This is a genomic window from Candidatus Kaiserbacteria bacterium, from assembly GCA_016699245.1.
Lineage (GTDB): Bacteria > Patescibacteriota > Minisyncoccia > Phycocordibacterales > UBA918 > Damh-18.
The window spans coordinates 889,335-903,080 of the sequence record CP064968.1 but is presented as its reverse complement, the minus strand read 5'-3'; the positions used below and the strand labels follow the sequence as shown (position 1 = coordinate 903,080).

Annotated in this window: 15 protein-coding genes; 1 reads left to right on the top strand and 14 read right to left on the bottom strand. The window is 45.1% G+C overall.

What is annotated here, in order from left to right:
• Positions 1 to 28: 28 nt before the first annotated feature.
• The 6 genes from IPH92_04625 to IPH92_04600 form a co-directional block, all read right to left on the bottom strand.
• The gene (locus IPH92_04625; GenBank protein ID QQR64811.1) at positions 29 to 544 is read right to left on the bottom strand and encodes a hypothetical protein; all 516 of its coding nucleotides are present in this window, start codon (positions 542 to 544) and stop codon (positions 29 to 31) included.
• Between the two features lie 147 nt (positions 545 to 691).
• Entirely contained in the window at positions 692 to 1,114 is a 423-nt protein-coding gene (rplK, locus tag IPH92_04620; GenBank protein QQR64810.1) for a 50S ribosomal protein L11, read from the bottom strand.
• A gap of 222 nt (positions 1,115 to 1,336) precedes the next feature.
• Positions 1,337 to 1,882 (bottom strand): transcription termination/antitermination factor NusG, encoded by a 546-nt coding sequence (gene nusG / locus IPH92_04615; GenBank protein QQR64809.1) that lies wholly within the window; start codon positions 1,880 to 1,882, stop codon positions 1,337 to 1,339.
• Between the two features lie 132 nt (positions 1,883 to 2,014).
• Positions 2,015 to 2,197 (bottom strand): preprotein translocase subunit SecE, encoded by a 183-nt coding sequence (secE, locus tag IPH92_04610; GenBank protein QQR64808.1) that lies wholly within the window; start codon positions 2,195 to 2,197, stop codon positions 2,015 to 2,017.
• A 139-nt stretch (positions 2,198 to 2,336) separates the two neighbouring features.
• Entirely contained in the window at positions 2,337 to 3,125 is a 789-nt protein-coding gene (locus IPH92_04605) for an SIMPL domain-containing protein (protein ID QQR64807.1), read from the bottom strand.
• Between the two features lie 122 nt (positions 3,126 to 3,247).
• Positions 3,248 to 4,180 (bottom strand): matrixin family metalloprotease, encoded by a 933-nt coding sequence (locus IPH92_04600; GenBank protein QQR64806.1) that lies wholly within the window; start codon positions 4,178 to 4,180, stop codon positions 3,248 to 3,250.
• A gap of 147 nt (positions 4,181 to 4,327) precedes the next feature.
• Here IPH92_04600 and IPH92_04595 point away from each other — a divergent pair, with 147 nt between their 5' ends.
• Entirely contained in the window at positions 4,328 to 4,636 is a 309-nt protein-coding gene (locus tag IPH92_04595) for a hypothetical protein (GenBank protein QQR64805.1), read from the top strand.
• Between the two features lie 432 nt (positions 4,637 to 5,068).
• On the opposite strand, the gene IPH92_04590 is transcribed toward IPH92_04595, so the two are convergent.
• The 8 genes from IPH92_04590 to IPH92_04555 all read right to left on the bottom strand — a co-directional run bounded on the left by IPH92_04590 (position 5,069) and on the right by IPH92_04555 (position 13,745).
• Positions 5,069 to 6,103 (bottom strand): ribonucleotide-diphosphate reductase subunit beta, encoded by a 1,035-nt coding sequence (locus IPH92_04590; protein ID QQR64804.1) that lies wholly within the window; start codon positions 6,101 to 6,103, stop codon positions 5,069 to 5,071.
• Positions 6,104 to 6,261: 158 nt separating this feature from the next.
• Positions 6,262 to 9,171 (bottom strand): ribonucleoside-diphosphate reductase subunit alpha, encoded by a 2,910-nt coding sequence (locus IPH92_04585; protein ID QQR64803.1) that lies wholly within the window; start codon positions 9,169 to 9,171, stop codon positions 6,262 to 6,264.
• Positions 9,172 to 9,529: 358 nt separating this feature from the next.
• Positions 9,530 to 9,922, bottom strand: a complete 393-nt coding sequence (gene mscL / locus IPH92_04580) for a large conductance mechanosensitive channel protein MscL (protein ID QQR64802.1) — start codon at positions 9,920 to 9,922, stop codon at positions 9,530 to 9,532.
• Positions 9,923 to 10,646: 724 nt separating this feature from the next.
• Positions 10,647 to 11,645: a DUF475 domain-containing protein gene (locus IPH92_04575; GenBank protein ID QQR64801.1), complete on the bottom strand. Its 999-nt coding sequence runs from the start codon at positions 11,643 to 11,645 to the stop codon at positions 10,647 to 10,649.
• A gap of 62 nt (positions 11,646 to 11,707) precedes the next feature.
• Positions 11,708 to 12,013 carry a hypothetical protein gene (locus tag IPH92_04570; GenBank protein ID QQR64800.1) on the bottom strand — a complete coding sequence of 102 codons (306 nt, stop codon included), beginning with the start codon at positions 12,011 to 12,013 and terminating at the stop codon, positions 11,708 to 11,710.
• A 91-nt stretch (positions 12,014 to 12,104) separates the two neighbouring features.
• On the bottom strand, positions 12,105 to 12,881 hold the full coding sequence (locus tag IPH92_04565) for a DUF1295 domain-containing protein (protein ID QQR64799.1): 777 nt from the start codon (positions 12,879 to 12,881) through the stop codon (positions 12,105 to 12,107).
• 3 nt (positions 12,882 to 12,884) lie between these two features.
• Entirely contained in the window at positions 12,885 to 13,292 is a 408-nt protein-coding gene (locus tag IPH92_04560) for a DUF2177 family protein (GenBank protein ID QQR64798.1), read from the bottom strand.
• Between the two features lie 81 nt (positions 13,293 to 13,373).
• Positions 13,374 to 13,745, bottom strand: a complete 372-nt coding sequence (locus IPH92_04555; GenBank protein QQR64797.1) for a hypothetical protein — start codon at positions 13,743 to 13,745, stop codon at positions 13,374 to 13,376.
• Between the last annotated feature and the right edge of the window lies 1 nt (position 13,746).

The window sequence follows — 13,746 nt, the reverse complement described above, 5'->3', positions numbered from 1 at the left end:
GCGACTTCAGTGAGTCGCTCTTGCGTGACTAATGAACCTTCGTCCCCCATGAAATTAGACCTGCTTGATTTGCAGCATCAACTGCCATGCGAATGAAAATGGCTTCTGGCGATTTCCAGTTCATAAACCCGAAAAGCTCCATGAGTTCCGTGGGTGATTTCACCCACTGGTACACGGTGCGAGATGAACGTAATACAGCCTTCTTAGGGACCACAATCCCGGCAAAAACTGTCCTGTGGCCATCTTCACTATCCGTCGCACATAGGAAATCACGAGGAGAGGTTTCCCCCATCTCGCTCACGTTGATAATGTCATGTGGAATCGCTCTCAGTGCGATTGCCATTAGAGATGGGTTACCAGCCTTTTGCATCGCAGCCGGCAACACCCATGAACTGCTCTCCCCATTGTTTTGAAGAAGTAGCAATCCCGCGTCACAGATGGTGAGAAGTCGGAGTTTAAAATTCTCCCCCAACCCCGTTGAAGAAACTGCTTCGAACATCCCAATTTTGCGACCTTTTAGTACAACATTTTCTTGCAGGTTCATGATGAACTCCCCTATTTCGTGAAAAAACAAAAATGAGCACTTTGCTCGGAAAAGATTATACCACAGATATGTAATATTAAAAGCCCCGCGCCTTTGGCGCGGGGCTTTTAATATTTTCGGTTATGAGGCAAGGTCTGTTAAGGTGGTCTATACCACTTTGACGCCCATGCTCCTACAGGTACCTTCGATGATTTTCATAGCTTGTTCGATGTCGTTTGCTGAAAGGTCTACCATCTTTATTTCGGCGATTTCTCGAACTTGTGCTTTGGTGATTTCTCCTGCTTTTGAAACAAGATTTTTTCCTGAGCCCTTATCCTTGCCAATCGCTTTTAGAATAAGGCGAGAGGCCGGAGAAGTCTTTGTAATGAAGTCGAAACTGCGATCATCATAGACGTTAATCTCAATTGGTACGATTTCGCCCATACGTTCGCGCGTCTTCTCATTGAATTGATTGACGAACTCTCCGATATTGATACCAGCTTGTCCGAGTACTGGCCCAAGTGGTGGCGCTGGTGTTGCCTTACCACCGGTGGCCTGTACTTTGATTTTCTTTACTAATTTTTTAGCCATGCCTAGATTTTGTACGAGCGTAGCGAGTTTAGAAAATCTTGGCCGTCTAAAAATTCTATTCCTAATGAATTTTTAGACGCACTGTTCTATACTGCTACACTTGTATAATTAAATTTGATTATTATTTTGCGAGGTGCCTGTTCCATACCAGGCCTCTCTAGAAGCCTGCGTATCCTACAAGAAATATGGGCAATTCGCAAGATACGCCATTCTGCGTCCCCTCTACAGTTTCTTTAACTGAAGGAAATCGAGTTCAACAGGAGTCTCGCGACCAAACATGGCCACAAGAACCTTTACCTTCCCACGCGCCTCATCAACCTCTCCCACCTTACCCTCAAGATCCTTGAAGGGGCCATCAACAATCATGACCAAATCGTCGATTGAAAGGTCGACATGGTGTTTTGGTGTTTCGTCCTTCATGCGGCCAAGGAGCGCACTTAGCTCCTCATCGCGGAGGGGTACTGGTTGTGTACCGCTACCCACAAAGCCTGTTACGCGAGGAGTGTTGCGCACCACATACCATGAGTCATCAGTGACGATCATGTTGACGAGTACGTATCCTGGATAGATGCGTTCTTCCTCGGTAACGCGCTTCCCTCCTTTCACACGAATCTTTTTTTCAGTGGGGACAATCACGTCAAAAATCCTGTCTTGCATGCCGAGTGACTCAATACGCTGTTTTAAGTTTCGTGCCACTGCATTTTCATATCCTGAATAGGTGTGGATTGCATACCACTGTCGTTCCCCGCTTGTATATTGTTTAGCCATGCCAGATTTCTTACGAGTGTAACGAGTCTAGAAATCCTTGGCCGCCGAAAAATTTTATTCCTAATAAATTTTTACGGCGCACCAGCTCTATCTATTCATTACTCTCCATTTTAATAAATAACTATTAAATATTTACTTCACAAACCAATTGAGTCCCTGCTGGAAAAGGAAGTCGAATACGCCGAGATATACTGCAGCAACTGCTGATATGACTACGACGAGTACCGTGTACGTCGATGCCTGCATATTGGTTGGCCATGATACATGCTTCATCTCAGCAACAGTATCTTTGATGTAGTTGATAAATGAGTTCATACGATATGATTTATGTTAGCAAAATTAAAACGCCCCCAGGGCGATTCATGTACAATAGTACCAGATATATATCGGGTGTCAAACAACAGAAACCGCAGGCCAGAGGCCTGCGGTTTCTGTTGTTCCCTCTCCGCTCTTCCTACTTAATCTCGTAGGTAAGGTTTACGCGTACCGTAATAGTATTCTCGCCCTTTGGAAGTTCGGGTGCAACACTCTCTGCTCGCGCGCTCATTGCATCAAACTTCATATCACCTCCCATACCATACGCAATCGGATAACCACCATCTGATTCCTCCCAATAGCCATTCATCCGTACAATACGTACACCAAGATTCTTTGCAAGTACTTCTGACTGTTCTTTAGCATCAGCAATAGCCTTTTCACGAGCCTCTGTCTTTGCCTTATTTACATCATCAATAGTAAACGATAGTCCGCTTATATTTGTTGCTCCTTTTTCACCCACACCTGAGAGGAGACCCCCTGCCTTTTCAGTGTCACGAACCTTCACGGTTACCGTCTGACTTACTTGGTACCCAATAAGTTTTGGCTCACCCTGTGGAGGACAACTCCATTCGGTACACCGTACCTGTGGATACTCATATCGTGGAGAAAGACTATACCCCTCTGTTTTTACATCTTTTTCTTCAACCCCTTGTTCCTTGAGGTATGCAAGTATTGCGTTGACCTTCTCTGCAGACTTTGATTGTGTTGTGCTTTCATCTGCCTCCTTTGCTTCAACAGTAAAATTGAATGTTGCGATATCTGGCTTTGCAAATACTTCTCCGACACCCGTGACTGAAATAGTAGTTGGACCCGCATACATATACTGAGCCTGCTTTAGGGTATAGTACGTGTACGCACCGAGCGCAATAATAGCCATCACTCCAGCGAGTGCAACAATCTTGCGCATGTATGATTCTTGAAACATATGATTAAAGATTATTTTAATTATAAAAATCCACCCAGACTACTCCTTTAAAACACTAAGTATTCTGGACAAATATGTAATACAACAATGGTACAGCACCCTCGAGTAAAGTGCAAAAAGCGTTATCCCTTTCGGAAAAGAGCTACAATACTTTCAAATATGCTCTTTTCACGACAGACATTCGTATATTCTGTGATATCGGGTGCCTGCACGCCCGCTGCTGATGTTTGCTTGCCCATGAGGTAGTACATAATCGAGTTCTCACCCTCCACATGCCCAAGGGAAAGCGCATGCCCAAACTCGTGTGCGAGTACTATCGTGAGTTCTTCTTCCGAATCATACTGATAGATATTGATGACCTTGTCTGCATAATCTCCCTGAGCAAATTCACGCGAATCATTAAACTCCTTATTATATTTTTCGACAATGCTGTTGTAATCGGTAACGAGTGCATTGCCGCGTGCTCCTATATTGTTTAAATTTTCTGCAATAGTATTGAGTTCTCTGGCAAGCTTCTGAAGTGAGTTTTGCTCCTTAGAAAGGGTGGCACTTTTTTGCTGAAGTTCTTGTAGAATGTTTTCTGGAGCACCACCCTTAGCATTCCATTTCGATACTTCAGTATTGTACTTCTCGAGTGTTGCTTCATATGCCACCACACGTGATTCATATTCTTTTTTAAGGGTACGAAATTTTACTATAAGGGCTTCATATTGTGTGCTCACACTTTCGCTCATCCCCTCTTTTGCTTCAAGATCTGCCCGCAACTCCTCCTCCCTGTCTGCCTCCTCTTGGCGCTCATCAAAAATGAGGTTAATGGGCACTCCTTTTTCATTATCACTGTATACAAACAAGTCAGTATGGAGTGCATCCTCCCAGAGTAACTCCGCGTTCATTGCAATGCCCTTTATTTCATCTTTTGATGCACCGAAACGTTCGTCTACACTACCTACATGGTAATACACTGGAGTGCGGCAGGTCGTATCGATATATTGATACCAAAAACCGCTCCCAAAGAGCGTGGCAATAAGTATCAGTAGCAATATCGGAAGTCGCATGGGGTTAAGTATATCAAAATGATTGTGTATTACTTCTATATACACCCACCCCACCAAAAAATTTCAGTGTTTGATAGTGTGTTGCTATTTATAATAAATTGTGTCATAGTACCAAAGTCAGTTTTGACTACACAACAGGAGAAAAACATGTCTGATGTTCTTACTAACGCACGCAACTCCGTAGTTGCCATTGCATTAAATTTCGCCAAATCTGGTGCGGATGGAGTCTTCGAGAAACTTGAAGACGACCTCTCTGCGCTCGGCGTGCGAACAGTCGAGGGGCTCAAAAAACTCGAAGAAGAGCTCGTCACGTCTTGCGTCTGCACTATCGATGAAGCAGCGAAAGTAATCCATAAGTTGTGTGCAATTCGCTTTGCACGCCAGTATCCTCCAGAAATACTGGAAAGTATTCAGAAGGCATGCGCAAGCGAAGCCAAAAGCACTCTTTCGCACTAACGTGACAAGACCTCCTCCTCACCCCCCGCGACTATGTCCGGGGGATTTTTTATTGAAGGAAATTTTATAAATGTGCGACATCGTAAACCAAACGCGCTAAAAGCCCTCAGGTGCGAGGCGTGCGAATAAAATAAGTCGAGGCGTATTTAATATACGATGAGATATAGGGGGTCTGCTTATGGATTCGCTACAGGGTCTTGCGGCCTCGTTTTTTCTTCCGGGGGGAAGAAAAAACTCCTTGGTCTACTTTTTCATTGTGAGAGAAAAACCTTGGTCATAATTTTGATTATGAATACAAAATTATGACAGACCAGAAGTCATTGCCGCTGCGCTCTGTGACTTCTAGGCCACAGGCTCAGAAATTATAGTCGCTTGCGCTTCTTAATTTTTGGCCACTCGAAAAATATACGGGCTCTGCCCGTTATTTTTCGGTCACCAGTTCAACGCACCGCCAGTCTTATACTCAGTAACTCGGGTTTCGAAGAAGTTTTTTTCCTTTGGAAGATCAATGGCCTCACTCATCCAGGGGAATGGGTTTGCGACACCAAATTGTACAGGAAGACCTACGCGTTCAAGACGACGATCGGCAATATGCTCGATGTACTGACGGAAACCTGCGGCATTCATGCCAAAGATTCCAGATGGAAATACCTCCTGTGCGTAGGTGTACTCGAGGCGTGCTGCTTCCCTCACGTAGCCCACAATTTTATCTTGAAATTCCTGTGTCCATAGTTCGGGCTGTTCTTCGCGGATGGTATTGATGAGTTGGCAACCAAAGTTAAGATGCATCGATTCATCACGCATGATGTACTGAATCTGCTCTGCACTTCCCGTGAGTTTATGCTGGCGCTGGAAACCAAACATCACCGCAAACGATGAGTAGAAGAAGATACCCTCTAGAATAAGTGAGAAGACGCAGAGGTTTTCGAGATACTTTTGGTCGTTCTCGAAGGTGCCGGTCTTAAACGTCGGATCAAAAATACCTTCGTTGAATGAGAGAATGAAACTTGCTTTGTTGTAGATAGCATCGCGCTCGCGATACATGTTAAAAATCTTTGCCTCATCCATAGCGAGTGATTCCACAATGTACTGATACGCATGTGTATGGATAGCCTCTTCGTATGCCTGACGGAGGAGATACATACGAATCTCTGGCGACGTGATGTGGCGGTAGTTTGCAATCGTAATGTTGTTGGCTGCAATGGAGTCTGCAGTCGTGAAAAAACCAAGCACGGTCTCGAATGCATGTCGCTCATCTTGTGTGAGCGCAGTCTTTGACTTCCATTGCTCGATATCGAGTTGCATCGAAATCTCTGTCGGAAGCCAGTGATTGGCATTTGCGGCGTTGTAGTACTCCCATGCCCACTTATGTTGCATAGGATAGAGTTGAATCACATCAGCATCCTCGCCATTTATCGCGCGGCGCTTGTTGATATCGACTGGTGGTGCATTCTTGGTTATAGCCATGCTGAAAAAATAAACTATTAAAATATATAATATTGAATGGGAAAACTATTCTACCACTTAATCCACACCTAACTGTAGATTACAAGCCCATTACACGTGGTGTAATAATGATATTTTCTATTCTATTTTCTATTTTCTATTTTCTATTATTTATTGTCCTATTGACATGACTCGCAGAGTGCTTCCTCGGCAATATGGAGTCTGATAGGTGTCTTTGGTGTTGCTACTACTATCGTAGTCTCTTCTACTACTGCGACAAATGGAGATGGGGTGGCAACCGCAACTGGTGCCACTTTCTCTACCACCACTGCTGCCATTCTGCTCCCTACCGGTGTTGCCACTTCCCCCGCTGTGGGTGCTGCGCCAAAGGTGACGTCTTGTTGTACTCCTGAATCTGCATCCTTACGAAGGTGTGTCCCTGCAGTACCAACAGTAGACTTTTCTACCTGTGTTGCAGCGAGTGACCTGAGGTAATAGGTAGTCTTGAGCCCAATCTCCCATGCGTACATATAGAGATCTGAAATTTCTTTTCCTGAGGTACCATTAAAGAAGATGTTGAGTGACTGTGATTGGTCAATCCATTTACCGCGATATGCAGCCGCCTTTACCAGCCAACGCATATCGATTTCAAAAGTCTCCTTGTACTTTATCTTGAGTTCCATAGGGACACTCGGGATATTGGCAAGACTGCCGTCGTTGTACTTTATCGCTCCGAGCATTTCTGCATCCCAGAGTCCAATTTTCTTAAGATCATCGACAAGGTACGGATTCACCACCACAAAGTCCCCTGAGATATTGGCCTTTACATAGATGTTTTTGTAGATTGGTTCGTTGCCCGGAATAGAACCAGCAATATTGGCAATCGTTGCGGTTGGCGCGACTGCCATGGTGTTACTGTTTCTCATACCGTACTGCTTTACCGCTTCGCGGACAACACTCCAGTCGAGACGCTCGGTGCGGTCGATACCAGTCGACATACCGCGATCTGCCTCAAGGAGTGCGATAGTGTCAATCGGGAAAATGCCACGATCCCACTTTGAGCCCTTGAAACTCTGGTACGCACCACGTTCGCGCGCGAGGTCGGTCGATGCAAGAATCGCGTTATACGCAATTATCTCCATAGAGGTATCCGAAAAAGTCACACACTCGTCTGAACCAAAAGGAATATTGAGGAGGTACAGAGCATCCTGAAAGCCCATGATACCCAGACCGACGGGGCGATGGCGTATATTTGAAGTACGCGCTTCCACGGTAGGATAGAAGTTGAGATCAATCACATTGTCGAGCATGCGCATCGCGGTAGTGATGGTTTCCTTTACCATACTTTTGTCAAAGACACCGTTAATGATGTGCTTTGGATAATTGATTGAGCCTAGATTACACACTGCAGTCTCCTCTGCTGATGTGTTGAGGGTAATTTCGGTACAGAGATTTGAACTATGTACCACGCCTGCATGGTCTTGTGGTGAGCGGAGGTTTGATGGGTCCTTAAAGGTAATCCATGGGTGACCAGTCTCAAAGAGCATGCCAAGCATTTTCTTCCACATATCTTTTGCGCGCACGTGCTTGAAGGTCTTAATTTCACCACGGTCAGCCATTTCTTCGTACTTCACATACAATTCTTCAAATTTCTTACCATAAGTCTCGGTAAGGTCGATGGCCTCATCAGGAGAAAAGAGTGTCCACTGCCCATCCTCCTTAACACGCTTCATGAAGAGGTCGGATACCCACGCGGCAGTATTCATGTCGTGGGTGCGGCGACGCTCATCACCAGTATTCTTGCGCAACTCGAGAAAGTCCTCAAAGTCGACATGCCAGTTTTCCATATACACGCAAGAGGCCCCACGACGACGCCCTGAGCGATTGATAGCAACCGTCACGTCGTTCGCAATCTTAAGGAATGGAATCACTCCTTGTGAGGTGATACCAGCAGCCTTGATCTCTGCTCCCATGCCACGCAGTTTGCTCCACGCAGTACCAATACCTCCTGCCCACTTGGCGAGCATGGCATTGTCGCCATACACCTTAAATATGTGTTTCAAGTCGTCTTCCACCACATTGAGGTAACAAGAAGAAAGTTGTGGATGTGGTGTGCCTGCATGGAAGAGCGTTGGCGTTGAAGGCACAAAACGCATGAGCGACATAATGTTATAAAATTCAATCGCTCGTGCTTCTTTATCCTTTTCATTAAGCGCAAGGCCCATCGCGATACGCATCCACATAATCTGTGCGGTTTCGAGAAGTTTGCCTTCCACACGCACGAAGTAGCGGTCGTTGAGTGTCTCAATACCGAGATACTTGAAAAGGTCGTCTCGCTCTGGCTTCAATGCAAGAGCAAGTGCCTCAAGGTTGTACCCAAGAAGTGTCGTATCATATTTTTTTGCTTCAACACCGCGCTTGATATTTCGAACAAAGGCATTCTTGTATGCACTCACACGCTCCGCTTTCGGAACTGTATTAAAATTACCCACCGCTTCATCAGCAATACGGCGTGCCAATTGACGCGCAGCAACAACTGAGTACGCAGGGTCTTCCTCAATACGTGAGCGAAGTACCAGTGTGACCAACTTTGCCATTTCGGAAGTTTTGATACCGTCATACACTTCGCGCTCTACCTGAGACACAATCTCTTCGAGATTGACCTCATTGGTGTACCCTTCCATAAATTCACTCAAGTACGCATGCATCTTTTCGCGAGAAAACTGCTCGACACTGCCGTCCGTACGCTCGATAGTAAGGCGTTGCTCTTCGATTTCTTTGACCACCTCCTGCTTGCGCTCTTCACTTTGTTTGAAACGATAGAGAATATACGACTTTGCCACACCAAAGTATCCGCGCTCCATGAGGGTGTTCTCTACCAAGTCCTGCACCTGTTCTACCGTGGGGCAGTGTTCTTTCCCTTCACAGAGTGTCCCGAGACTAGCCAGGACTCGCTGAGTCATTTGCTCGAGCGCTGCGTCATCTACGGAAACTTGCTCTGCAGCAAATGCTTTCTTCATAACGATAACAATCTTCGTCGGGTCAAATGGAACAACCATGCCGTTTCGCTTGGTAATTGTGGTGATCATAGCGCAGTAATGCAGTTAGTTATGTGTAAGGTTGGTGAAGTAAATTTCTCTCGGTACGCGAATGTATAGAGGGCTCCTAAACAGGCCACAGTACATTGTGGTTACGATGAAGGTGTCTGCCATCACACGAAGAGCAAGTGCGTGTGTTATATGAATGATACCACGCGTCAAAAAAATACAAACTGTGGCTTATAATCGTACTCTGTATGCAAAGTCTAGGGTTTTTGAGTAAGGACCTTTCCCTACCCTGTGGATAGCAACAGGATGTTGTGCCGCGCAAGACTTGCGTGATGAGTGAGTGTGTTCTGGAGTATCGAAAAAGCCCCGGATACCTTTGGTATCCGGGGCTTTTTTCCTCTTATTCCCTCTCTTTTAACAGGTCACGTATCTCCTGAAGCAAGATTACTGTTTCATCAGGCTTTGGCTCAGGCTCTACTTTAATCTCTAGTTCCTTTTTCTTTTCAAACGAGTGTAGAAAATGCATTACGACAAAAATCACGAACGCGATAATTACGAAGTCCGCTGTCGCTTGTACAAATTTTCCATATGCAATGATTGAGTCCCCAACTTTGAAGCCCCATCCGGTAAAGTCGACGCCACCAAGCAAAAGCCCCACGGTCGGCATAATAATGGTGTCCACGAGTGAGGACACAATCTTCCCGAACGCCCCTCCTATAACCACCGCAACAGCGAGATCCATCACATTTCCCTTCATGGCAAACGCTTTAAAATCCTCTAGAAATCTTTTCATAGTATTTATATGTAGTAACTAAAACCTCGAAATCTACCTTCAATAAGTATACACGTGGCTCCACTCGTTCGTCCAGAATGCAGTATTGTGCCAATGTCTAGTATACTTACACACCCAAAATGAGACGCATGACGTAGTAACCCATACCAGTTGCAATCACAAACGTGATAATGACTACTCCTGCTAATTCAGCTCCTTCCATATAGCACTAGTGTATCAGATATTTCTACTGTCGTAGGCAAAGTGGAGGAGTGCCTGTCGTTGGCGCGGGCGACACGTGAGATCCCCTGGCATGCAGTTGTGTGCTACCTGATGGGCATGGCGCGCAAAATTACGCCATCGTTTTATTTGCCTTTCGTCGTCTTCATGCCGTCTACCGCTATAGTACCTACAACACCACTGAAACCAGCCTCGTGGGTCGTCCTCATGTATCCATCCTTTTTCTTTCCAAACAGTCAACGACTGACTTGCATTTACTTTAAAATAATTAAGTTCCTTGTGTCGCTTCCCATCAAGCGAGAGCTTGGCATGCGTAAACCAAGATTTGGGAAATTCTTTTCTGCAATCTGTCATGTAGAGACCACCGAAAACACCGAGTTCGAGCATTTCTTTTGGGGGTGAGGTGTGGTTTAAAACCAGGATGAAAGTGTTCCCCCATGGGCTCAGTGCACATGTAGGTATATCCGTCTTGCATTTTGTCATTCACGACGACTTTTTTCATATTCTATGCTTTCATTTTGCTCTCTCGTATTGATGATCGGTATGCAAGCGTTACAAAAACAAGTCCGATAAGCCCCGTCACCACCTCGGGAGCATGAATAATAAGATTAGCGAGCATTGCAATAGCGAGCCCCAATATTGCCCAATGAGCGCCGTGTTCGAGATATACAAGTTGGGTGAGCGTCTTCTGTTCCACCATATAGAGTGTGAGCGCACGGACGAAGTACGCACCAATACCCAAACCCACCACAATAATGAGTAGGTTCGTTGTGAGTGCAAATGCTCCTACCACACCATCGAGTGAAAAGGCTGAGTCGAGTATGTTGAGATACACAAAGAGTGTCGCGCCACTCTGTGCCACCTCTCCTGCCTCAAGTGAGAGTGAGCCGGCCACTCCTTCCATAATGATAAAAAGGACAATACCCACAATGCCTGCAATAAGTACCGATACGGGGCTAAAGTGCGTGACCGATGCTAGGATTGCAAGGAGTGTGAGCGCAAGTGCTATTTCGATAGCCTCGATTCGTCCCCACTTCACTAGGTGCGCCTCTACTCTGTGTATCCAATGCACATCCTTCGTCTTATTGAAAAAATATTTGAGTGAGACCATAAGAAGAAACATGCCGCCAAATGCGGTAATGGTCCCATGAACACTTTCAAGCAGATGTCCGTATGCCGCAGGGTCTTGTATCGCGAGTGTCGTGATGTACCATGGCGACATCCAAAGCGCAGTACTCACAATGAGTATAGGAAGTACAAAACGTGTCCCCACGACCGCAATGAGAATACCCCACGTGAGAAAACGACGCTGCCAGAGTGGGCTCATTCGCTCAAGTACTTTCGCGTTCACCACAGCATTATCAAAAGAAAGTGTTGTTTCCAGTATCGCAAGCACGGTGACGAGCAAAAATGCAGATGCTCCCGCCTTGTACCACACGAGCAAGAGTGCTATCACCGAAACAATAATTGGCCGAAAGAAAAAGTGTTGCGTGATTGATTTCATACAGAAAACTATATCGTAAGAAAATCACCGCCCGCTTCGCGGGCGGTGATTTTCACATTCCTTTATAAATCAAGTTTTCGCTGTGCAGCATCAGTCATTGTCTCGAGAGCTACTTTGTCGTCAAACATAATAAGGTCTGCATTAAGACCTTCAAGTTCTTCTTCGAGTTCCCGAGCCTGCGCCAGGTGACCAAAATCAATATACTCTTCCGAACCAAGTTCAACATCAATATTCTCTCCCACTTCTGCACTCAGTGCCTTAAGTTCTTCGATACGTGCTACCGTTGTTTTGATTGCATCTACTATCTCCTCACGAGTCATTGGTACTTCTTCATCGCTCTGTGGAGCGTTCATTGATTCAATATTCATATCTTTCCATTGTCTCAAATATTCATGAAAGGGCAAGATAGGCCAGAAAAATGCAGTGCCAATCTTGATATATAACTCTTAAACACCAAATCTATACTCTTGATTTCCCTGGGAAAAAAGCATTCGTCTTTCGCTTATACTCTTCAAAATTGGCATTTCCTTCAAATCGCTTTTCAAGCATTGGTATACCCGAAACCTTTAAAATGAGAAAGGTAATCATGAGTGGACTGACGAGTGCTACATATCCCATAGGCAACGTGGCTACGAGTAGCCACACACCCCACCACATAATGACTTCACCAAAGTAATTAGGATGGCGGGTGTACTTCCATAATCCCGTCTTAAGGATTGCTCCTTGCGCCGGCTTACTTTTAATAAACTGGTCGAGTTGCCAATCACCAACGACTTCAAAGAAATAACCAACACTCCACATCAGAATCCCCAATACCGATACTACCCCTATGGGTGCAGTACTTCCATACACACTTGCATGAACGAAGGAATATCCCACCACAATCATTAAAAATCCCTGGAGTAGATATACCTGAAAATAACTCCGCACATAAAACCAAGCGCCCCATTCGTCACGCCACTTTTTATATCGATAGTCTTCCTCTTTATGTATATTACGGAGGAAAATGCGTACGGACAGACGCACACCCCACAATGTTGCGAGCAAGAGAAGCACCTGCATGAGTACTCCTTTCTCAGCACTCAAAAAGTAACTCATCATTGCCACGATCAGAATACCAACGCCCCATGCAGAATCCGCAATATCATTTCGTTTAATGATGAGCGAAATCACGTACAACGTTGTCACGAAAGAAAAAATAACTGCTGCTATGACTGCTAATTCGTAAAGTAACATACTCTAAAAGAAAAGGTTTTTACCAATTAGGTAACTCGCTGTTGCGACGGACCCCGAAAGCACTGCTCCCCAAAGAATATCCACGAAGACAATAAGGATTGGCCAATCTTTGAGTGTTGCTAAGTTAGTGAGGTCGTATGTAGCGTATGTAAAAAATCCAAACAGTGCTCCAAGCACCACCGCTTTCATGAGTGACTGCTCTTGGAGCGCAGGTATAACCGCAAATATGAGAATCCCCACAATAAATATGAGGTAGAATACAATCGCCGCAGTCCAATTCACAGGGCCAAGGAAATTCACCAACTTTTCTTGGTAAAAACCTTTTGCAACAACACCAAGCCACAGCATATCTATAGCAAAAAATACCGGGACGGTGAGCAGGTACAAATATACATATTGAAGAATTGACATATTTATAGATTTAAATAAGTAATACTTAATTGTACCATTATGGATACAACGGTGACTGCATACAACACAGAATTCAAGAACCTAATCCCAGAGGGAGAGCCCTACCCCAATATAATGCACGACGACGTAGAGGAAAAAGAGATACCCGAGAATACCCGCAACAAGCGTGAGCGCAATATAATTTATAATTTCATTGCGTCTCCGCTTCATATCATCTATGGTGCACACTCCTTTCTTTCTCCGCAGGTAGTATGCGAGTGAGCCAAGGAGGGCGAGTAATCCAACACCACGAAATACCCACTTGTACTCTCCGTACAGCGTATCAGAAAGTGACGAAGCAAAACTCACCGTCGACACACCAAGCAACACGAGAACAACAGGTGAAAGACAACACAGTGATGCAAGGACAATGGGGATACTACTAATTGAAATTATTTCTTTAATTTTTATCATA